Annotated in this window: 17 protein-coding genes; 6 read left to right on the forward strand and 11 right to left on the reverse strand. The window is 52.1% G+C overall.

Going from position 1 to position 22,933, the window contains the following annotated elements:
• The first annotated feature begins 36 nt into the window (after positions 1-36).
• On the forward strand, positions 37-1,860 hold the full coding sequence (typA, locus tag KP22_RS14460) for a ribosome-dependent GTPase TypA (RefSeq protein ID WP_039306817.1): 1,824 nt from the start codon (positions 37-39) through the stop codon (positions 1,858-1,860).
• Between the two features lie 162 nt (positions 1,861-2,022).
• Here the strand turns inward: typA and KP22_RS14465 are convergent, their stop codons facing one another.
• The 6 genes from KP22_RS14465 to yihU form a co-directional block, all read right to left on the reverse strand.
• The gene (locus KP22_RS14465) at positions 2,023-3,396 is read right to left on the reverse strand and encodes an MFS transporter (protein WP_039324966.1); all 1,374 of its coding nucleotides are present in this window, start codon (positions 3,394-3,396) and stop codon (positions 2,023-2,025) included.
• 41 nt (positions 3,397-3,437) lie between these two features.
• Positions 3,438-4,820 carry an MFS transporter gene (locus KP22_RS14470; RefSeq protein ID WP_039306823.1) on the reverse strand — a complete coding sequence of 461 codons (1,383 nt, stop codon included), beginning with the start codon at positions 4,818-4,820 and terminating at the stop codon, positions 3,438-3,440.
• Between the two features lie 45 nt (positions 4,821-4,865).
• The gene (locus KP22_RS14475) at positions 4,866-6,902 is read right to left on the reverse strand and encodes an alpha-glucosidase (protein WP_039324969.1); all 2,037 of its coding nucleotides are present in this window, start codon (positions 6,900-6,902) and stop codon (positions 4,866-4,868) included.
• 62 nt (positions 6,903-6,964) lie between these two features.
• A complete protein-coding gene (gene yihS / locus KP22_RS14480; protein WP_039306825.1) occupies positions 6,965-8,206 on the reverse strand; it encodes a sulfoquinovose isomerase in 1,242 nt (413 codons plus the stop codon).
• Positions 8,207-8,221: 15 nt separating this feature from the next.
• Positions 8,222-9,100, reverse strand: a complete 879-nt coding sequence (gene yihT / locus KP22_RS14485; RefSeq protein ID WP_039306826.1) for a sulfofructosephosphate aldolase — start codon at positions 9,098-9,100, stop codon at positions 8,222-8,224.
• A gap of 22 nt (positions 9,101-9,122) precedes the next feature.
• Positions 9,123-10,019: a sulfolactaldehyde 3-reductase gene (yihU, locus tag KP22_RS14490; protein ID WP_039306829.1), complete on the reverse strand. Its 897-nt coding sequence runs from the start codon at positions 10,017-10,019 to the stop codon at positions 9,123-9,125.
• Positions 10,020-10,185: 166 nt separating this feature from the next.
• Here yihU and KP22_RS14495 point away from each other — a divergent pair, with 166 nt between their 5' ends.
• From KP22_RS14495 to fabY, 5 genes are all read left to right on the forward strand, one after another.
• Complete coding sequence (locus KP22_RS14495; protein WP_039306832.1) at positions 10,186-11,082, forward strand: sugar kinase; 897 nt, start codon at positions 10,186-10,188, stop codon at positions 11,080-11,082.
• A 33-nt stretch (positions 11,083-11,115) separates the two neighbouring features.
• Positions 11,116-11,919: a DeoR/GlpR family DNA-binding transcription regulator gene (locus tag KP22_RS14500; protein ID WP_039324971.1), complete on the forward strand. Its 804-nt coding sequence runs from the start codon at positions 11,116-11,118 to the stop codon at positions 11,917-11,919.
• Between the two features lie 205 nt (positions 11,920-12,124).
• The gene (yihX, locus tag KP22_RS14505) at positions 12,125-12,736 is read left to right on the forward strand and encodes a glucose-1-phosphatase (RefSeq protein ID WP_039324972.1); all 612 of its coding nucleotides are present in this window, start codon (positions 12,125-12,127) and stop codon (positions 12,734-12,736) included.
• Positions 12,737-12,800: 64 nt separating this feature from the next.
• Complete coding sequence (dtd, locus tag KP22_RS14510) at positions 12,801-13,238, forward strand: D-aminoacyl-tRNA deacylase (protein WP_039306848.1); 438 nt, start codon at positions 12,801-12,803, stop codon at positions 13,236-13,238.
• A 123-nt stretch (positions 13,239-13,361) separates the two neighbouring features.
• Positions 13,362-14,303, forward strand: a complete 942-nt coding sequence (fabY, locus tag KP22_RS14515; RefSeq protein ID WP_039324974.1) for a fatty acid biosynthesis protein FabY — start codon at positions 13,362-13,364, stop codon at positions 14,301-14,303.
• 307 nt (positions 14,304-14,610) lie between these two features.
• On the opposite strand, the gene KP22_RS14520 is transcribed toward fabY, so the two are convergent.
• From KP22_RS14520 to spoT, 5 genes are all read right to left on the reverse strand, one after another.
• Positions 14,611-16,302, reverse strand: a complete 1,692-nt coding sequence (locus tag KP22_RS14520) for an AsmA family protein (protein ID WP_039324976.1) — start codon at positions 16,300-16,302, stop codon at positions 14,611-14,613.
• Positions 16,303-16,459: 157 nt separating this feature from the next.
• Positions 16,460-17,848 carry a nucleobase:cation symporter-2 family protein gene (locus tag KP22_RS14525; RefSeq protein ID WP_039324978.1) on the reverse strand — a complete coding sequence of 463 codons (1,389 nt, stop codon included), beginning with the start codon at positions 17,846-17,848 and terminating at the stop codon, positions 16,460-16,462.
• A gap of 206 nt (positions 17,849-18,054) precedes the next feature.
• Positions 18,055-20,136, reverse strand: a complete 2,082-nt coding sequence (gene recG, locus KP22_RS14530; protein ID WP_039324980.1) for an ATP-dependent DNA helicase RecG — start codon at positions 20,134-20,136, stop codon at positions 18,055-18,057.
• Complete coding sequence (trmH, locus tag KP22_RS14535; RefSeq protein ID WP_039306860.1) at positions 20,136-20,828, reverse strand: tRNA (guanosine(18)-2'-O)-methyltransferase TrmH; 693 nt, start codon at positions 20,826-20,828, stop codon at positions 20,136-20,138. The genes recG and trmH overlap by 1 nt, the downstream gene beginning before the upstream one ends.
• A 5-nt stretch (positions 20,829-20,833) precedes the next feature.
• A complete protein-coding gene (spoT, locus tag KP22_RS14540) occupies positions 20,834-22,933 on the reverse strand; it encodes a bifunctional GTP diphosphokinase/guanosine-3',5'-bis pyrophosphate 3'-pyrophosphohydrolase (protein WP_039324981.1) in 2,100 nt (699 codons plus the stop codon).

Below are 22,933 nucleotides of genomic sequence, written 5' to 3' on the forward strand. Positions count from 1 at the left end.
AATAGCGCGCTATTTCTAAATGCCTGAGGCAAAGCTGTGATCGAAAATTTGCGTAACATCGCCATTATTGCGCACGTTGACCATGGGAAAACCACCCTGGTTGACAAGCTGTTGCAACAATCCGGAACGTTCGGTGAACGTGTCGAAGCAACTGAGCGTGTAATGGACTCCAACGATTTGGAGAAAGAGCGTGGAATTACCATCCTCGCAAAAAATACCGCCATTAATTGGAAAGACTACCGTATTAACATCGTAGATACCCCGGGACACGCCGACTTCGGCGGCGAGGTTGAGCGTGTTATGTCGATGGTTGACTCGGTACTGCTGGTTGTTGATGCGATGGATGGCCCGATGCCTCAAACGCGTTTCGTGACCAAAAAAGCGTTTGCCAACGGTCTGAAACCTATTGTGGTTATCAACAAAGTTGACCGTCCTGGTGCGCGTCCTGACTGGGTTGTCGATCAGGTATTTGACCTGTTCGTGAACCTGGATGCGACTGACGAGCAACTGGATTTCCCGATCATTTATGCTTCTGCGCTGAATGGTATCGCGGGTCTCGACCATACCGACATGGCGGAAGATATGACTCCGCTGTATCAGGCGATTGTCGATCACGTTTCTCCGCCTCAGGTTGAGATGGATGCGCCGTTCCAGATGCAGATCTCTCAGCTGGACTACAACAACTATGTTGGCGTTATCGGTATCGGCCGTATTAAGCGTGGTAAAGTTAAGCCTAACCAACAAGTCACTATTGTTGATAGTGAAGGCAAAACCCGTAACGCTAAAGTCGGTAAGGTTCTGACTCACCTGGGTCTGGAACGTATCGACGCCACTGAAGCGGAAGCGGGCGATATCATCGCGATTACCGGTTTGGGCGAGCTGAACATTTCCGACACCATCTGCGATCCGCAGAATGTCGAAGCGCTGCCAGCACTGAGCGTGGATGAACCTACCGTTACCATGTTCTTCAACGTCAACACCTCACCGTTCTGTGGTAAAGAAGGTAAGTATGTTACGTCGCGCCAGATTCTGGAGCGCCTGAACAAAGAGCTGGTGCACAACGTTGCCCTGCGCGTTGACGAAACCGAAGATGCTGATGCGTTCCGCGTTTCTGGCCGTGGTGAATTGCACCTGTCGGTTCTGATCGAAAACATGCGCCGCGAAGGCTTTGAACTGGCCGTATCACGTCCGAAGGTTATTAACCGTGTTATCGACGGTCGTAACCAAGAGCCGTTTGAAAACGTGACGCTGGACATCGAAGAACAGCACCAAGGTTCAGTCATGCAAGCCATGGGTGAGCGTAAAGGTGATGTGAAAGACATGATCCCAGATGGCAAGGGTCGTATCCGTCTGGATTACCTGATCCCAGCTCGCGGTCTGATCGGTTTCCGTACTGAATTCATGACGATGACGTCTGGTACAGGTCTGCTGTACTCTACGTTCAGCCACTACGATGACGTGCGTCCGGGTGAAATCGGCCAGCGTCAGAACGGCGTACTGATCTCTAACGGTCAGGGTAAAGCTGTCGCGTTTGCGCTCTTCAGCCTGCAAGATCGCGGTAAGCTGTTCCTCGGACACGGTGCAGAAGTGTATGAAGGCCAGATCATCGGTATTCACTCACGTTCTAACGATCTGACTGTAAACTGTCTGACCGGTAAGAAACTGACCAACATGCGTGCATCAGGTACTGATGAAGCAACCACGCTGGTTCCGGCTATCAAAATGTCTCTGGAACAAGCGCTAGAGTTCATTGATGATGACGAACTGGTTGAAGTTACGCCGCAGTCTGTTCGTATTCGTAAGCGTCACCTGACCGAAAACGATCGTAAGCGCGCGAGCCGCGGCAGCAAAGACGTCTAATTTCAGACCGATTTGTATTGTCACGTAACAGGGCACCTTCGGGTGCCCTGAGTTTTATGTGCTTTCTTCCACTTTTCCTGATATTCCTTCTCTGTTCAGTTTCTTGGTTTTCTACATCATTTCCAGAAAAGAGGTAAGATTTTAGTTATTTACCGTATCCGGTTACGTCAATTTTTTCTTTCTTTGGCTAATTTCTTCAATAATAAAAGCGAAGCGTGTTTCATTCAGATTATAAAATAGACCCATAGTGAGTGCCGCGACAATCGCCAGTCCGCAGGGCCAGAGAAAAATGAGCTGACGCAAGCCGAGTAGCGTCACATCACTTTGGGCGATATTCGGAACATAGCCGATTTGCGTCAACATAATGCCGGGTAAGAAACCCGCCAGCGCCGCAGAAATTTTCCGTGAAAAGGTGTAGCCCGTATAAACCGATCCTTCTGCGCGAATACCGGTTTTCCATTCGCCGTAATCAACCGTATCCGGGACTAGCGCCCAGTTGAGGCTGTTAACGAAGGCCGTCCCGAAGAATGCCATGCAAGAGAAGGTGACGAATAAGAGCGAGGTTTCGCCCCAGAAAAAGTTTAGTACGTCGCCCATTGCCCATAATACCAGACCGCCGAGGTAAACCTGTTTTTTACCAAAGCGCTTTACGGTCATAGGAACCAGCAGCACGCCGACCAGAATGCACCCCATGCTAAAGAAACCCATCCATGACAGCAGATGAATATCGTTGAGCACGTATTGGGTGTAATAGACCTGGATTGCCAGTTTGATATTAAACGCCGCCAGCGTACACAGGTTAGCAATACACAACACCAGAAGGGGAGGATTATGGAAAATTGCACAGAACGATTTGAGAATGCTGGGCTTGTGATGATCTGGCACGATTTCGATATAACGTTCTTTCACCCCGCTAAAGCACCACCACATACTGACTAATCCACAGACCGAGAAGATCATGGCGGTAACGAGGTAACCCAGTGAAGGCGAACTAACAAAAAGAGCCTGGATTGGCATAAAGCCTACGGTACATAACAGCAGGCCAATCGTCGCCCCTCCTTGACGCCAGGCGGCGAGTTGAGCGCGCTCATGTGGGTTTTTGGTAATGGCGGGAACCATCGCTCCGTATGAGCAATTCATCAGGCTGTAAAACAGGCCGAACAACATAAACAGTGCTGTTGCCAGTGCCGTTTTAACCGTCAGCGTAAAATCGGTGGCTAAGAATTGTGCGGTTGCAACCAGCGCGACAGGAAACGACGCATACAAAATAAAGGGTCTGAATTTCCCTTTTGCGCCGATGTGACGTCGTGAGTCTAGCAATACGCCGGTTAGCATGTCGGTGAAGGCTGTGAAGAATTTCGCCACCAGAAAGATAATTCCACCGTAATACGCAGGCATCCCTAGTTCATCGGTATAAAATTTAAGCAGATACAGTGTGCCGGTACAGAGCATCAAATTTGAGCCAAAGTCACCCACTCCATAGGCTAATTTTTCCCGTAGGCTCAGTTTTAGCGTTAGCGGATCATGGTCAGACATAATCGCCTCTCAATAACGCCCCGTAGGGCGTTGTATTGTTATTAAGCGGTTTTTTTTCTGGCATCTATTTCTTCTACAATCTGCATGTACATTTTCTCATTGAGATTGTAGAAACAGCCCATCGCGATAATGGTGGCGACAGCCAGAGCGCAGGGGTAAATAAAGATCAACTGACGTAACCCTTCGACGGTTCCCGCGGATTGCACCACATTTGGGATATAGCCAATCTGGGTCAGCATCCAGCCTGGGAAAAAACCAGCCAGCGCCTGAGATACTTTGCGGAAGAAGGTAAAACCGGTGTAAACCGTGCCTTCGGAACGCACACCCGTACGCCATTCGCCGTACTCCACCGTGTCTGAGACCAACGCCCAGTTCAGGCTGTTGACAAACGCCGAACCAAAGAAAGCCAGACAAGAGAAAGCCACGAAACTGACCGAGCCGCCGCCAAAGAAGTAGTTGAGAAGATCGCCTGTAACCCAAATCATCAGGCCGCCGATATAGACCTTCTTCTTACCAAAGCGTCTGACCATGCCTGGCATTAAGAAGACGCCGATAAAGATACAGCCCATGCTGAAGAAACCCATCCAGGAGAGGAGGATAGGATCGTTCAGGACGTACTGGGTGTAATAGACCTGAATTGCCAGTTTGACGTTAAAGGCACCAAGCGTGCAGAGGTTGGCGATACACAGAATAAACAGAGGACGGTTGCCAGCGATGGCGCGGAAGGATTGCAATAATCCCGGTTTCTGCGCGTTATTGGCGGGTTTCACTTCTACATAGCGCTCTTTCACCCCAGCGTAGCACCACCACATAAAGAATAAGCCGAACAGCGAAAACAACGTGGCGGCGAAGATGTAGCCCAGCTGTGAATTGCCTTCAATCAGATTCATTACGGGTAAAAAGCCAACGGTACACAGCAGTAGGCCGAGGGTTGCACCACCTTGTCGCCAGGCAGCAAGCGACGCGCGTTCGTCCGGATTTTTGGTAATTGCGGGAACCATTGCGCCATAAGAGCAGTTCATCATGCTGAAGAACAAGCCATAGAGCATAAATAGTACCGTCGCCATCACCGTTTTCCCGGTGATTTCAAACGGAGTGCCGACAAAGTTAGCAACCGCCAGTAGGGTGACAGGAAAGGCTGCGTAGAGCACGAACGGGCGGAATTTCCCTTTTGGCCCGATTTTGCGTCGTGAATCGAGCATAATTCCCGTACCCATATCGGTAAATGCGGTAAAGAATTTTGCAATAAGGAAAATAATGCCACCGTAAGTACCGGGCAAACCAAGCACATCGGTATAAAATTTGAGTAAATAGAGCGTGCCAATGTCCAGCAGGATATTGGAACCCAAATCCCCCATCCCATAGGCCAATTTTTCTTTAAACGGCAAGCGTAGGGTTGCCGGATTGACGGTATTTTGACTCATGATTATCCCTCATTTGCCCGCGAGAGTTTTCGCGGGCGAGCCTTATTAGATGCTGCGCAACGTTGAAAACAGCGCTGCCCACTCACTCTTCTCGCGATAAAAGACCGGAGGCCTACCGATAGGGGCGTCTACGGTCGTATTACCGCCCTGATGCGTTTCCCCTGTCCAAACGTTGACCCAGCGATCTTCTGGCAGATACAGTGTCCAGTCGTGACGACCCTGTTCGTGAACCGGTGCAACCAGTAGATCTCGTCCCAACAGGTACTGATATTTCAGAGAGTAGGTTTGTGCATCGTCTTCGTAGTGCAAGAATAGCGGGCGCATGACGGGTAGTCCGGTAGCCGCATTTTGTGCGACGGCCTGCTTGAGGTACGGTTTTAGGGTGGTGAAGACGGTCGTCATGCGAGCAAAATGGGCGATAGTTTCTGTATCCCCATCAAACTGCCAGTTATCGCCAGGGCGGTTGCCTTCATGGGTTCGCATCATGGAGGTGAAGGCGCTAAAGTCACACCAGCGCAGCAGCAGTTCTTTGCTGCGTCGCATCTCAAACAGAGTGGTATAACCGCCGATATCGCTGTGGTGCAGGCCGTGGCCGCTCATCGCCAACGACAATGCAGCAGGAACCACAGATGCCAGACCATCGTCCAGGCTCCAGTCAACGTTTTGATCGCCTGCCCACATCATCGTGGAGTATTTTTGGCTACCGGTGTAACCCGCGCGCATGAAGAACAGGATCTCACCGAGCTTGCCGGTTTCCTGCAATGCGTCGTAATTGCACTTTGCCCAAAGCGCAGGCCAGGCGTTGTGCATGATTTCGGCGCTGACACCGTTGTGTAGGTAGGTATCGGTTGGGAGGTACTCGCCAAAGTCCGCCATCCAGCCGCCACAGCCCAGTTCAATCATGTTCTTTTTGATGATTTCCTTGAACCAGTCGTAAGCTGCTGGGTTGGTCAGGTCAACTACGCCGCCGTAAAATTCGCCAAACTCAACGAGATAATCATCGCCAGAGGCATTTTTTGCCAGGTAGCCGTGCTCTGCGGCTTCAGCGCAGAGATCTTTATCGCTGGCGACATAGGGATTGATGTAAGAGAGGAACTGTACGCCTTCGGCGTTCCACTGCTTGATGCGGCTATCCAACTGCGGATAGTTTTCACTATTCCACTTCCAGTTCCACATGACGCGCTTGCCGAAAGAGGTCATACGGATCCCAGACCAGTCTTGCGCCCAGATGCCATTTACCTTCACACCTGAGTTACGCATGGTATCCAACTTCTTCTGGCAAACGTCTGTTCCGCCTTGAATGCCAAGCGTCACCCCATCGTAAATCCAGTCCGGTAGTTCCTGCTGACGACCTAATAGTGCGGTCAGTTTTTCCAGCAGAGAAATATAGGTGTTGGCACATTCGAAGCGCAGCGTCGTTTTGTCTTCCCACAGTGCCACCTCGTGATAGTCCGGTGAGCTGAAGTCGAAATTCATATAGCAACTGTTGTCGACATGGCAGTAGTATTTTTGCGTACTGACAAAGGTTGGCTGTGGGAAGAAGGTCCAGTAATAGTCGCCGCCTGCGTTCTCTTTGCAGTCCGCCTGCCAGGTGACATAGGTATTTTTGTTGCGGCCTACACCCTGTTCGCTGGTCCACAGCGGGAAGGGTTTGCCACGTAAATCGAAATAAGAGAACTGTTCGCCACAGCCGTAAATATGATCGTCCGGGTGAGCGGCCAGACGTAACCAGATGCGGTTATGGGTAGGAGTACCGTTTTGCAGGCTGAGCGTCAGACGCCCCATTTCATCGGTAGAGATGTGCAACGTCGCGCTGATGGTTGCGCCACGGCTGAAATCGATTTGCCAGCCATTAGGCGATTCACTGAATGTGGCATTGGTCAGCGCCACCTTCTCATCGAGCTTATCTTTAATACTGAAATTGCCACGGAACATCTCAATGTCGGCTACGCCTGCGCCAATCCACAGACAAGGGTTGTCTGCGGTATGACGTAATATCAGACGCTGTTGGTACGTTAGTGTGAATGCATTCTCTGATGTCGTAAATTCTATAGCGGTTGACTGTTGTTGTTGTGAACGCATTATAGTCTCCGTAAATGTAGGGTAATTCGGTAATCTGTCGGAAATTAGGTTATTCGCATGGCCTATTTCGCGTTAACGTCCAGCAGACCAGCTGCAACCGCCGGAGCCAGCCCTGGAGCCAGCGGCAGACGTGGGATCACCAGGCAATGCAACAGGTGATAAATATCCTGTTTTCCGTCCCAGACTTTGGTGGTCACTTTGTTATCCGTGTCCAACTCCTGCCACCATGAACCCGTCTCGTAATCCATCAGGTAAGTGATGCAGTAGTCCCACCATTTCTGATACCAGGCTTCGTACTGGCTATCACCGGTGAGGGTATACAGGGCATAGGCTGTCCCCATTGCTTCCACAATGGGCCAGCGCACTCTTTCGCGGACGATAGGTTTGCCATCCCAATCCACGGAGTAGACAAAACCGTCTGCGCCATCGGGAGCCCAGGCATCGCGGATGGTGGCATGGAAAAGGCCTTTGGCGTCTTCCAGTAACCAGGCTGGTGGCTGTTCACATCTTGCTTCTAACGCCGCATGAAGATGCAGCATCAGGCGGCCCCACTCGATCCAATGGCCTGGCGTACCGCCATAGGCGCGGAAACGGTGAGCGGGATTATCTTTGTTGTAATCGCGGATAGGGTTCCAGTTAACGTCGAAGTGTTCGTTGACACGATACTCGCCACTGCGGGCAACATCGTGAATGATCACCGAGGCGATTCTGATAGCACGATCCAGCCATTTTTTGTCATGGGTAACGTCATAAACAATCAGGAAGGCTTCCACCGCGTGCATATTGGCATTGCCGCCACGGTAGTCTTCGGTTTTGCTGAACGCCTCATCCCAGGACTCCAGGCACATCTGCTCTTCTTCACTCCAGAAGTATTTCTCAATAACCTCAATGGCGTAATCCAGCAGTTTCCGGGCTTCAGGATGTCCCGTGGTGACCGCACTGGCCGCGCCCAGCAGAACAAAAAAGTGCTGATACCCCTGCTTAGACGCATCCACTACGCCCTCGTCATTCACACAGGCGTACCAGCCGCCGTACTTCTTATCTCGCAGTGCGCCATTCATGGCGTTGATGCCGTGATCAACCAGAGCATAAGCTCCCGGTCTGCCCATCGCCGCCGCGACGGAGTAAACGTGCAACATGCGTGCAGTGATCCAGAGATGTGTGCCCATCTCTTCTTTTATCTGTCCTTTGTTACCCAGCCAGCCAAATCCGGTAGGAACAGCCGCATTTTTACCAAAATTAAAGATGCGGTCGGTTTCTTGCTCCAGCCAGTGGTTGTGGCTCAATGTGTTAAACCATTTCATTCTGTCATCCTCGTATTAGCAGCGGCGGGCCATCATTTCATCGACGATTTCGCCCAAACGCTGTAACTTCGGCGCCGAAACATCACGCAGCATCAGTTCGGTATCTGGCAGGCCGACGACTGATGACCAGACGGCACGGCCAGCCAGGAAGCCGGATGCACCTGCGGCCATGGCTACGCTGACTGCGCGGGGGAAGAGTTTTTCATCAACGCCGGAAGAGAGAATGACCCACGGCATATTGATGTGTTCGTTCAGGTGTTGTGAGGCGGTGAGCAGCGTCTGCTGCGTGCCTTTACCGTAGAGTGGCATTTCGACTTTGTAGAGATCGGCACCGCTATCACCCAGCTCTTTCGCTGCGTCGATGATGGCCTGTTCACGATCAAATTTATCGCCGCGACGCGGTGGGCGTACAACCGGCTCGATAATGCTGACCAGGCCATTGCTATGGCACATTTCATTGAATTCTTTCACCATATCCAGACGTTGTTGAGCATCTTCATCATTGCGCCAGAGCACCAGCAGTTTTAAGGCTTTAGCCCCGTCCTGTTTCACCGCCTGCGGATTGATTTTTTTATCAATAACGACGCTATCGACAGGAATACCGTTGCCCGGAATGAACTCATCGGCGGCAACAATCATGGCGCAACTTTTGGCCACTGCATGTTGTTCTACCACTTGGCGGTAGCAGAACTGCTGATCCACCAGAATGGCTGACGCGTAAGGAGAAAGGATTTTCGCTGCATTCACTTTGAAATCAGTCAGAACGCTGTCGTTAACTGGTAATGCTGCACCCGCAGCGGCAAACATTAAGCGCATCGCTTCACGCTGATCGACAGCCAGCATGGCAAAACCACCGGAGGCGCGCGTAATGTCTTTGATGGTGTAATTACTCATTCAATTTTCCTTTATACAGTCGTTACAGATTTACTTTGGCAACCAGACCGGCGCTGTTACGCACCTGTTCCAGAATGGCGGTCCAGTCTTCCCGACCACGGCCTGCGGCGCGTGCCTGGTTGTAAACTTCGCGGGAGGCCGCACCGAGTGGCAGCGGAACGTGCAGTTGGTTGGCGACATCCAGTGCGATACCAAGATCTTTGTGAGCTAAATCGATCATAAAGGCGGGAGAAAGATCGCCTTTCAGCACTTTGTTCGGCCAGGACGTCGTGAAGTGGCCTTTTCCGGCAGGCGTACCGCTCATCACTTTTAAGGCCACATCAAAGGAGAGACCGAGTGCTTCACACAGCACAGCGGCTTCAGCGGAGAGGGCATTCAGAGCGATACTCATGTAATTGTTGATAAGTTTGACGCGAATCCCCATGCCTGGGCCGCCTGCATTAATCAGCTCGTTACCCATCGCCATGAGTATTGGCGTAGCGCGCTCCACCTGTTCTGGCGACCCGCCCGCTAGCAGCAGCAATGTTCCTGCAACCGCGTGATCGGATGTGCGACCAACCGGGACATCCATCATGCTGAAGCCTTTTGTGTGCATGTCAGCAATCAGTTTGTCGGTCTGTAATGGATGGATGGTGGACATATCGATGACCAACGCTTGCGCCGACAGGCTCTCGCAGATGCCCTGTTCACCGAATAACACGGTGCGAACCAGATCGCCGTTAGGCAGCATCGTGATCACAAACTCAGCAGCTTTCGCTGCCTGTGCTGGGCTACCCGCGCGCTGTGCGCCTTTCTCCACCAGGCGTTGAACGGCATCTGGGTTAACGTCAAAGACGCTGAGCTGGTGCCCCTGCTTGAGCAAGTTGCTCGCCATGGGTGAACCCATCTGGCCTAATCCGATAAATGCTATCACTGCCATAACGTTCTCCTGATTCATTGGTGTCATTTTATGTCATTTAAAATCGACTTATTTTGTCTGTTTTTGATCGTATTTGTAATTTATGGTCAATAAATTGACAGGCGTCACTTTTTAAACATTTCATAAAATTAAAATGCTCCTATCCCAAAACACTTGAGGAATGACCATGATTCGTATTGCTTGTGTAGGTATTACCGTGATGGATCGCATCTACTACGTCGAAGGATTACCAACAGAGGGGGGGAAATATGTCGCGCAACGCTATACCGAAGTGGGCGGAGGTCCAGCCGCGACGGCCGCGGTAGCTGCGGCGAAGCTGGGGGCTCAGGTGGACTTTATTGGTCGAGTGGGCGATGACGATACGGGAAATAGTCTGCTGGCGGAGCTGGAATCGCTGGGGGTGAATACCCGCTATACTCGGCGTTACCTGAAATCGATGTCTTCACAGTCGGCAATTATGGTTGATGCGCGCGGGGAACGGATAATCGTCAATTATCCCAGCCCGGATTTACTGCATGATGCTGACTGGCTTGATGAAATCGATTTTTCCCAGTGGGATGTGGTGCTGGCAGATGTTCGTTGGCACGAGGGGGCGAAACAGGCATTCACGCTGGCACGTCGCGCGGGTGTTATGACAGTGCTGGATGGTGATGTTACGCCGCAGGATATCAGCGAGTTGGTGGTATTAAGCGATCATGCCGTCTTCTCTGAGCCCGGTCTGGCACGCCTGGCAGGGGGGAAAGAGATCAGTACGGCATTAGAACACGCAAAAACGCTCACAAATGGTCATGTCTATGTGACGCGTGGTCGTGAAGGTTGTGACTGGATAAAAAATAATGTGTTACAGCATCAACCTGGATTTTCCGTTGATGTGGTCGATACTACCGGCGCTGGCGATGTTTTTCACGGAGCGTTGGCATTCAGCTTGGCTTCTGGGGCTTCACAGGACGAGGCCGTTAGATTTGCCAGTGGTGTTGCTGCACTGAAATGTACGCGTCCAGGTGGACGCGCGGGGATTCCTGACTGTGATCAAACCCGATCCTTTTTGTCACTTTTTGTATAAAATGCCAGAGCAATGGTTTTTCGAGGAAATTTCATGAGTCTTACCGAACTGACCGGTAACCCGCGGCACGATCAGCTGATTACGCTGATTAGCGAGCGCGGTTATATGAATATCGACGAGCTGGCGGGTCTGCTGGAGGTATCCACGCAGACCGTACGTCGTGACATCCGTAAATTGAGCGAGCAGGGATTGATTACGCGTCATCACGGCGGTGCGGGCAGGGCATCCAGCGTGGTGAATACGGCGTTTGAGCAGCGTGAAGTCTCCTGGACTGAAGAGAAAAAGGCCATCGCGGAAGCGGTGGCCGATTATATTCCCGATGGATCAACCGTGTTTATTACCATTGGCACGACCGTTGAACACGTTGCGCGTGCGTTGCTAAACCATAACCATTTACGGGTTATCACCAATAGCCTACGTGTGGCGCATATTCTGTATAACAACCCACGCTTTGAAGTGATGGTTCCCGGTGGAACATTGCGGCCACATAACAGTGGGATCATCGGCCCTTCGGCAACGGCATTTGTTGCTGATTTTCGTGCGGACTATCTCGTCACCAGCGTGGGAGCCATCGAAAGCGATGGTGCGCTACTGGAGTTTGATGTTAATGAAGCTAGCGTCGCGAAGACCATGATGGCTCACTCCAGACACATTCTCCTCGTCGCCGATCATACGAAATATTACGCTTCTGCTGCCGTGGATATTGGCAATGCTTCTTCGGTGACAGCGCTGTTCACGGATGAGTATCCCGGCCCCGCACTGCAAAACTTTCTCCAATCCCAACAGGTCGAAATTGTCCTGGCTAGCCCTTCTCAGGATGATGTGGCGTCTGCATAAAGAGATAACCGCCTATCCGGGCGGTTCAATTCCCTGCGCCATAAGCTCCATCCTTTCAGGCATAGTGTGTAACTAATCAGCGCTTGAGGTCATAACGTGTTTGACTGATTATCTTAAAGATGCTGAAAATGAATTGATTCCGCTCAGTTAGTCGTTATGTCATGAGTGAGTGAAAATCCTACGATTGCGTCAGGAGGTGGCTGCCATGCTGTATATCTTTGATTTGGGTAATGTCGTCATTGATATTGATTTCAAAAGGGTATTGGGCGTCTGGAGTAATCTGAGCAGCGCGCCGCTCGCGACGTTGCAAGAGCGTTTTGTCATGGGAGAGGCGTTTGAACAGCATGAGCGGGGCGAAATCAGCGATGAAGAGTTTGCCACCAGACTGTGTCAGGAAATGGGTATCGCCCTGAGCTTCGAGCAATTCACCGCTGGCTGGCAGGCTATTTTTGTCGCCCTGCGCCCTGAGGTTATCGACATCATGCAGCGCCTGCGTCAGGAAGGGCACCGCGTGGTGATTCTGTCGAATACCAACCGTCTCCATTGTTCACACTGGCCGGTGCTATACCCAGAAGTGGGGGCTGCGGCTGACAGGCTCTATCTGTCTCAAGACATTGGATTACGCAAGCCAGAATTGGCTATCTATCAATATGTCCTGACTCAGGAAGACTTTACGCCAGCGCAAGCCGTGTTTTTTGACGATAATTCTGCAAATGTTGATGCTGCGCAGAGTCTGGGCATTCACAGTATTCTGGTGACCGATCGTCACGTGGTTCCAGACTTTTTCGCTATGCAGGCGACGACGGCCAAAGCATGATTTATATCGCAAGGGCGGACATCGCCCCTATTGGGAATGATGACATCAGGAGTAGTCGGGTTTTATGATTGCGCTAATTCAGCGAGTATCCAGCGCCAGCGTTACGGTAGAAGGCAATATCATTGGGAAAATTGATAACGGTTTGCTGATATTGCTGGGGGTTGAGCGGGATGATGACGAACAAAAAGCCACACGACTTTGCGAACGTGTATTGGGCTACCGGATATTCGGCGACGATGACGGAAAAATGAACCTCAATGTGCGTCAGGCTGGCGGTAAGGTGCTGGTGGTTTCCCAGTTTACTCTGGTAGCTGATACGCAGCGTGGCATGCGACCTGGGTTTTCTCGCGGCGCACATCCCTCAGAGGCCGATCGCCTCTATCAATATTTTGTCGGACAGTGTCGTGAGCAAGGCGTTCACACGGAAACAGGGCAGTTTGCGGCGGATATGAAAGTGACATTAGTGAATGATGGCCCGGTGACGTTCTGGCTACAGACATAATTGGCTACAGACATCCGTTATAAAAGTGGTATCACCGCTGTCGTTCCGTGTATCAGTTTGTCAGCAGTTTGAGATCTTATGAAGCATGGTGCAATAAAGCATCATCGGCACAGAGGAAGGGTTATGTATCATCTGAGAGTACCTGAAAGCGCAGAAGAACTGGATGCGTACTATCAATTCCGCTGGGAAATGTTGCGTAAACCTCTACACCAGCCGTTAGGCTCTGAGCGTGATGCCTATGATGCTCTGGCGCATCACCAAACCGTGGTGGATGAACAGGGAAGGCTGGTTGCGATTGGGCGTCTTTCTATCAATGCGGATAATGAAGCGGCAATCCGCTTTTTAGCTGTTCACCCCGACGTGCGGGGGAAAGGGTTAGGAACGCTGCTTGCGATTACCCTGGAGTCTGTCGCGCGTCAGGAAGGCGTCAAGCGCGTGGTCTGTAGCGCCCGTGAAGACGCAATGGATTTCTTCTCCAAGCTGGGCTTTGTTAATCAGGGGGAAATTACCGCCCCGCAAACCACACCTGTACGGCATTTCCTGATGATCAAACCCGTGGCAACGCTGGATGATATTCTGCACCGCCCTGACTGGTGCGGGCAGTTGCAACAGGCTTGGTATGAGCACATTCCCCTGAGTGAAAAAATGGGCGTGCGGATAAGCCAGTACACCGGGAAAAAATTTATCACCACTATGCCTGAAACGGGCAATCAAAACCCGCACCACACGCTTTTTGCTGGCAGCATGTTTTCTCTTGCTACGCTCACTGGGTGGGGATTGATCTGGCTATTGCTGCGCGAGCGGCACCTTGGTGGAACGATCATTCTGGCGGATGCGCACATTCGTTACAGTTCGCCAGTCAGTGGCCGACCGAGTGCTATTGCTGATTTAGGGTCGCTGAGTGGCGATCTGGATCGTCTTGCGCGTGGTCGTAAGGCGCGTGTGCAGTTAAACGTCGAGCTGTTCGGTGATGACAATAAAGGGGCGTTATTTGAAGGTGTTTATATCGTGCTGCCTGCTCAGCCGGATGCACCATTGGAAGAGGGCGGGTCCGAAGCGGATTAAGACGCTGCGGCGTCTTATGACGTTCTTCTCATCCGTACATCACGCTTCGCGCTAACCAGTAGTACTTCGTGATATCCATCTCGTTTTAGTAAATCCCGTGATTTTCACGGGGTTTATCCTAATGTCGATGGTTTAAGGATCGAGATACCGGGTGCTACCACGGTGCGAGGCATCCCTGCGGGAGCCTCATCACCGTGTTTCCCCCTAAAACTATGCTTAAGTAGCCAATATGAGTGTTTACCCTGTTGTTTCAGCACGCTATGACACTGTGGATGTTTTGTTCGTCCGTATTTTGAAAATGTAATATTTATGGCGTTTCTGTCACTGTTCCCTGATGCATTTGCTGCCTGATAGGGTGGGCGTTGCTATCCACGCCTTGCAGCGTACCGTTTAACGTCGGCTTCAGCGGCGTATCGGCGGCAAGCCGACCATTCAACTGCAATTGCAAATTCGTGTTGCCTGTCGGTGCAGTTTTGGGTTCTGGCCATCCCCAACGCGTCAGAACCTCCAGCGGTACGGCGCGTCCTGTCAGCGACAGGGAGAAATTACGTGCTGGTTGCTGATTGATGGTTGCCTTGGCATCCAACATGCCATTTTGCGTAAATGCGCTAAGTTCGTTAATGGCGATCTGATTATCGTTGGCCACTAGTGCCATCGACGGACGGCGGACGTCGACTTTATTGAATGTCGCGTCGCTGGCATTAAGATTCAACGATCCTGTCCACATGCCCCATTGGTGATTGCTAGCCAGCAGTAAATCACTGCCGTAGCCATCCAATGCGGTTAGCTGGAAAGGAAAATCTGGATTGATATCGATCAGCAGGTTGCGATTTGCCGTGAACTTTCGCACATTCACTTCTGCCAGCCACGATGGCAGGGGCGCTTGCCACCGTTGACGCCAGTCGCCGGGGAGCGTGTATTCCATCCCTGCGACAACAAATTCATTTAGTTGTAGACGGCGATTATTACGCTGCCAATTGCCATTGGTTCGCAGCAGGCCGCCTTCCCAACGGGTAGAGAATTGCTTGATGTTAACGCCCGCCGGTGACAAATCCAGATTCACGATAGGATCGATAAGGTGCATGTTGCCGTTTACAATATCGGTCGCATTGAACGACAGCGTTCCGCCTTCGCTCTGCCAGTCATTCTGCTTAAACGTGACATTTTGCAGGGCAACATCCAGGTCGATAAACGCCCATCCCGGCCCTTCAATACGGGCATCAATCAGGTCAAAGCGATCAACCGTAACGGAAGGCAGTTCGGTGACGGGCTGCCAGAAGGCTTCCGGCGTTCTCTGCGTTTGCAAACGAACATTACTGAGCCGTAGGCTACCAATCTGCCAACTGCCATCTTCTGCACGGCTGGCGTTGCCCGTTAACTGTCCCTGAGCGACATCAGCGCCGAAATTGCTTAGAGTCAGCTGGTTGTGGTTGATTTCACCCTGCACCAATACCTGACTGGCGGGAATATCGTTGAGCTCGAGTGAACGGGCGCTGAGTTGGAACTGCCCTTGTTTGCCCAGTAGATAACCTACTTCAGGCTGCCACGGCATAATACCGCCGTTAATCTGTTGACCATTCAGACGCCAATCGCCGTCCTTTGCCTGTAGTGCCATTGTACGCAGCTGTAGCACATCGGCTTCGATAGGGAGCGTGGCGGCCTGTGAGGACAGGTTTAGCGTACCGCCTTCCAGTTCCAGACTAGCGAAATGGCGCGGTTCGGTAATCTGGCGCACGCTAAAGCCAACTGAGACCTGCTTTGCAGTGAGCGTCGGTGGCTGGTTTTTCTGGCCAAAACTGACATCGGTGAGCTGGATATGATCGACAGTTGACCAATCATGATTAATTTTGCCCAGTGACAACTGGTAGTCAGTATTCTGGTTTACCCAATTACTCACCCAGCCTGCTGCCCAACTGGTTTGCAGTAATACATATACGACCACCAGCGCTAAAAAGGCTAGCAGTAGTAGGGTCAGCAATAATTTCCCGATAAATTTCATCGTGTCAGTCCATGCCAATCGTCAGGGAGAACTGTTCTTATGCCGCAATTTCCCTGAAGGCTCAATAGGTAATGCTGTTACAGACAGTAAAAAGCGAGCGGTGTTGCATCACCGCTCGCTTTTACATGAACTGAACAGAAATTATTGCGTGCTGGCGCTATTTTTCTTCATGTGGGAAGACCATATTCAGCACGATTGCCGTAATCCCGCCAGCGGCAATACCAGAGGACAGTAATGTTTTAATCCAATCCGGTGCGAATTGCAGAATCAACGGCTGCTGTGATACACCAAGACCGACAGCCAGTGACAGCGCAATGATCATGATCGCACGACGGTTCAGCGGTTCACGGGATACAATGCGCACACCAGAGGCGGCGATCGTACCAAACATCACGATAGTGGCACCGCCGAGAACCGGCTCTGGAATATGCTGCACAAATCCACTGACGGCAGGGAATAGTCCCAGTGCGATCAGCATCAGCGAAACCACGAAACCGACATAGCGGCTGGCAACACCGGTAAGCTGGATGACGCCATTATTCTGGCCGAAGCACGAGTTGGGGAAGGTATTGAACACGGCAGAAAGGCATGAATTCAGGCCGTTTGCCAGTACGCCGCCTTTTAAGCGTTTCATGTACAGCGGGCCTCTTACCGGCTGCTCTGAAACGTCGGAGGTTGCGGTGATGTCGCCGATGGTTTCTAACGATGTCACCATGAAGACCAGCATCAGCGGGATGAGCAGGTTCCAATCAAAGCCTAAACCGTAATGCAGCGGTGTGGGCACCATGATGACCGTATCGTGTGATGCAGGCGCGTTTTCTGGCAGCATTCCCATCACCCAGGCACCCAAATAACCCACCGCCATGGCAATCACCAGCGACGCGACGCGCAGGTAAGGGTTACGCTGGCGGTTAAGCAGAATAATAACCAGCAACACCACTCCCGCTAAGAGTAAGTTCTTGGGTGCGCCGAAGGTGTTATTACCCATTGCGGCATAGCCGCCGCCGATGGAGGTCAGGCCGACTTGAATCAGCGACAGCCCAATGATCATCACCACAATACCGGAAACCAGCGGGGTAATGATGCGGCGGGTTAAATGCAGAAAGCGTGAAAGAATGATTTCGGTGAAGGAAGCAACCATCAGCGTACCGAACAGTGCTGCCATCATTGTCGGAACGTCTGCCCCCCCGTTTTTCAGCGCTAGTCCACCCATAATCAGCGGCGTCACGAAGTTAAAGCTAGTACCCTGAATAGACAGCAGACCAGAACCGACGGGTCCCCAGGTTTTAATTTGCAGAATAGAGGCCAGACCGGAAGCGAAAAGCGACATGCTGATGATGTGCTGCGTATCCTGAGCGGGTAAACCTAATGCCTGACAGATCAGTAGCGCGGGAGTAATCACCGCAACAAACATAGCAAGCAGATGCTGGCTGGCGGCAAACAGCGTTTGCGGCAGCGGTGGTCTGTCTTCAAGACGATAGATGAGTTCACTGCGCTGAGGAGTGGCAGCGGCTTCTGTTTGGGACGTTTCCGTGGTGGTAGTCATGATGTAAGTTGGCGTTCCTGAAACGACAAAGAGCGCATTTTAATGATCTCTTTGTTGAAAGCAAACGTTTGCCAACGCATCTTTGCGATATGAATTTTGTCTGGTGAGCAAGACCTTATTATTTAAGGGAGTATGCCCGTCATACTTCAAGCTACATGTGCGTTGGCGGCGAGATTTTAAGAGAAATGAAGAATGCTTTGCTGCGATTAGGCGTTGGTGTAACGGGCGCGCTCGGGTAGCCAGCGTTCAATTAGCGCAATAGCATGCTCGGGATAGTGCTCATGCAGATGACGGGCAACGCGCTGCACCTGTGGAATCAGGTCCTGATCGCGCAGGAGATCGGCCACTTTGAACTCGGCATTGCCTGTCTGCCTCGTACCTAATAATTCACCCGGACCACGAATTTCCAGATCGCGTTGAGCGATAACAAAGCCATCGTTGCTATCGCGTAGAACCTGTAGACGTTTTTGTGCGGTCTTGCTCATTGGTGTTTTGTAGAGCAGCACACAGTGAGAGGCCACCGCACCACGCCCGACGCGCCCGCGCAATTGGTGCAACTGTGCCAGACCCAGACGCTCCGGGTTCTCAATAATCATCAGGCTGGCATTCGGTACATCGACACCGACCTCGATGACCGTTGTTGCCACCAGCAGTTGTAGCTCACCCTGTTTGAAAGCCTGCATCACCGCCTGTTTTTCCTGTGCTTTCATGCGGCCGTGAACCAATCCAACGTTGAGATTCGGAAGCGCTGCCTTTAGCTCTTCGCTGGTGGCTTCTGCCGCTTGTGCTTCCAGAAGATCGGATTCCTCAATCAGCGTACACACCCAATAGGCCTGCCGACCCTCCTGCTGACAGGCGCTATTCACCCGTTCGATGATGTCGCTACGGCGTGAATCCGGTATGGCGACGGTGGTGACAGGGGTTCTGCCCGGCGGCAGTTCATCAATGACGGACGTATCCAGATCGGCATAGGCCGTCATCGCCAACGTACGGGGAATAGGGGTGGCGGTCATGATCAATTGATGGGGATGAAAACCCTGTTCTTCGCCTTTTTCCCACAGCGCAAGGCGTTGATGAACGCCAAAGCGATGCTGTTCGTCAATGATAACCAGTGCCAGCCCGTTAAATTTCACCTGCTGCTGGAAAATGGCGTGCGTCCCGACAACCATGGAAACGTGGCCATTAGCGATAGCGTCCTGCTGCGCCTGACGCGCTTTTCCTTTTTGTTTGCCAGCCAGCCAGCCGACTTCAAGCCCTAATGGTTCAAACCACTGACGGAAATTATGGGCGTGCTGTTCGGCCAGTAGCTCTGTGGGTGCCATCAGCGCGACCTGTTTACCGTTGGCAATAGCACGTAATGCGGCCAGTGCGGCGACTAGCGTTTTTCCAGAACCGACATCGCCCTGCACCAGACGCATCATCGGGAAGTCTTTCGCCATATCCGTTTCAATTTCGGCTACGACACGTTCTTGCGCCTGCGTGGGTTTGAACGGCAGCGCAGCGAGCAACTGTTGCTTCAAACCGTCTTGCGCCTGTAGCGGCGAGGCTTTATGCCGTTGTTCCCCTGCCCGCACGGCGAGCATACTTAGGTTATGCGCCAGCAGTTCTTCCATAATCAACCGCTGCTGCGCCGGGTGTTTCCCATGCTCAAGCTCGCTGAGCTGCACATCCGGTGGGGGACGATGTAACGTGCGCAGCGCATCCGGCAGACTAATGAGCGATCGGCTCAGAGATTCAGGCAGTAACTCATCGATGTGGTTTGCGGCGAGCAGCTCCAGTGCTTGATCGGTGAGTTTGCGCAGCGTCGCTTGGCGAATGCCCTCAGTGGAGGGGTAGACCGGTGTGAGCGATTCCTGTAGCTCAACCTGCGTGCTATCTCCCTGAACACGGTATTCCGGATGGATGATTTCCGCGCCGATTTTGCCGCGCTTGATTTCGCCATAAGCGGTAACACGTTGTCCCGGTGCGAGACTGTTTTTCATCGCTGCGCTGAAATTGAAGAAACGCATGGTCAGCAGACCGCTGCCGTCGCTGATTTGGCAGGTCAACATGCGACGGCTGCCAAAGGTGATATCGTTGCGTAGGATTTCACCTTCCACGGTGGCATACATACCGGGAAGGAGATCACCAATCGGGTAAAGGTGCGTACGGTCTTCGTAGCGTAAAGGCAAGTGCAGCAGGAGATCCTGCACGGTTTCCAGACCGAGTCGGGCGAGTTTTGCGGCCTGACTGGCACCCACGCCAGCAAGGGTGCTCAGCGGTTGGGTATTCAGCAGGCGGCCTTTCATCAGCACTCCGACGATTGCATCGCGGCCCACCACGGGGTATCCGCTACAATCTGACCCTGGTGGTCAATATAAGGGCGAGGCAGCCCTTTACGTTTTGCTACGCGTGCCAGTACCGGATAGCCCCCTTCAAACAGCAGGCGCTGTTGCTCTTCATCATCCAGTGGGCTGTTTTCACGCCGATACATGCCTGCGATCTGGCGCTGGCGCTGTGCTTCATACAGAATCAACGCCGAGGCCACCGAGACATTCAGCGATTGCACCATGCCGGTCATCGGAATGATGATATCCCGATCGGCCAATTTGAGCGCTTCCGCAGTGATGCCGGTTTTTTCTTGTCCGAGCAAAATACAGGTCGGGCGGGTGTAATCAATTTCCCGAAAATCGACCGCGTGTTCAGACAAATTGGTCGCCAGAACCTGCATCCCTTCATTCTTCAGGTGACCGACCGCATCATGTATGGTGCGATGGGTTTTGACCTGCACCCAGCTATTACTGCCAGCGGCAGAGGAAACCAGCGTTTTCATTCGGCTGGTAGGCCAAATTGCATGGACCTGATGTACGCCGACGGCATCTGCGGTACGGATAACGGCAGAAATGTTATGAGGTTTATGCACTTGCTCCATGCAAATCGTCAGATCGGGCTGACGGCAGTTCAGCATTTCTTTTATGCGTGCATAACGTTGAGGGGTCATGACGATTAATTTCGGTTACGGTTAACTTTGATCACATCCGGCATCACGCGAATTTTACGCATAATGTTGGCCAGATGAACGCGGTCGAGGGTGGTGAGGCGAATAAAGGCGCTGTACACGCGACCATCCCTCTCTTCCGTATTGATACTCTGAATATTGGAGTTCGCGGCGTTGATCGCAGCCGTCAGATTCGCCAGTGCACCCTGATGGTTAAACATATCCACTTTGATTTCGGCGATGAACTCTTGTTCCGTCACTTTATCCCACTCTACTGCCATGAATTTTTCAGGTTCTTTCTGATAGCCGCGGATGTTGCGACAGGATTCATGGTGAATAACCAACCCTTTACCGGGGCTTACGTGGGCAATGATCGGATCGCCTGGGATGGGGCGACAGCATTTGGCAAAGGAGAGCATCACACCATCGGCGCCTTTGATCGGCAGCTTGCGTAACCCGGTGGTTCCCAGTTCGGATTGCTCATTCAGCAGATTTTTCGCCACAACGACGCTCATGGCATTACCCATACCAATTTCCGCCATCAAATCGTCCAGCGTTGCGAGCTTCATGCGATCGAGCTCAAGTTGAATCGACTTTTCTGGGATATCGGAGAGTTTGCGGCCGTTGCCTAATGCGTGATTCAGCAAACGGCGTCCGAGACTCACGGAATCATCACGCTTGAGGTTTTTCAGCATCTGGCGAATTTTGGAGCGCGCTCTGGAGCTAACCACGAAGTTAAGCCAGGCGGCATTCGGTCTGGCACCCGGTGCGGTAATGATTTCAACGGTTTGACCGCTGGTGAGCGACTGTGACAGCGGGTAAGGCTGACGGTCAACGCGTGCGCCGACGCAGGCGTGGCCGATATCGGTGTGTACCGCGTAGGCGAAATCGACGGGCGTCGCGCCAGCGGGGAGTTCAACAATCCTGCCTTCCGGCGTAAAGACGTACATCTCGTCAGGGAAGAGATCGGACTTAACGCTTTCGATAAATTCAAACGAGCTACCGGCGCTTTGCTGAAGTTCCAGCAGACTTTGCATCCAGCGCTGCGCGCGTACCTGCGCAGTGGTGCTGCTCTCGCCCTCTTTATAAGCCCAGTGCGCAGCAACACCCATTTCTGCCATTTGATCCATGTCGTCGGTGCGAATTTGCACTTCGACCGGCACGCCGTGCGGGCCAATCAGAGAGGTGTGCAGCGACTGATAGCCGTTGGCTTTGGGAATGGCGATATAATCTTTCACCCGACCCGGGCGCGGTTTATACAGGCTGTGAACCTGGCCGAGCACGCGATAACAGGTATCCAACTCTTTCACGATGACCCGAAACGCGTAAATATCCATGATGGAGTGAAAACGCTGCTCTTTCAGGTGCATTTTGCAATAGATGGAGTACAGGTGTTTTTCGCGACCGCTTACGCGGCAGGCAATCCCGGCTTCCGTCAAACGCCCTTCGATTTCCGACAGGATTTTCTGAATCATTTCTTTGCGGTTACCGCGAGCGGCCTTAACGACTTCTTTAATGACGCGATAACGATTCGGATACAGCGCCTCAAAACCCAGTTCTTCCAACTCGGTTTTGAGGTGATGGATACCCAGTCGGTGTGCCAGTGGGCTGTATATTTCCAGCGTTTCACGGGCAATGCGGCGACGCTTATCCGGGCGTAATGAACCCAGCGTGCGCATGTTATGGGTACGGTCTGCGAGCTTGATCAGGATGACGCGAATGTCCTGCACCATTGCCATGATCATTTTGCGAAAGTTTTCAGCCTGCGCTTCTTTCTTGTCGCGGAACTTCAGTTTGTCCAGCTTGGAAACGCCTTCTACCAGTTCAGCAACGCTTTTACCAAAAAGCTGTTCCATGTCCTGATAGGTGGCGGGGGTGTCCTCTATGACATCATGCAACAGTGCTGCCATCAGCGTTTCGTAATCTAGACGCATTTCCGCCAGAATACAGGCGACGGCAACAGGGTGTGTGATATAGGGTTCACCGCTGGAGCGAGTCTGCCCCTCGTGAGCATCACGTGCAACCAGATAAGCCTGCTGTAAACGCTTGATCTGGTCTTCTGGCAGATAACGTTGAATCAGCAGATTAAGGCTTTCAAAAATGTACAA

The sequence above is a fragment of the Pectobacterium betavasculorum genome (genome assembly GCF_000749845.1).
Classification (GTDB): domain Bacteria; phylum Pseudomonadota; class Gammaproteobacteria; order Enterobacterales; family Enterobacteriaceae; genus Pectobacterium; species Pectobacterium betavasculorum.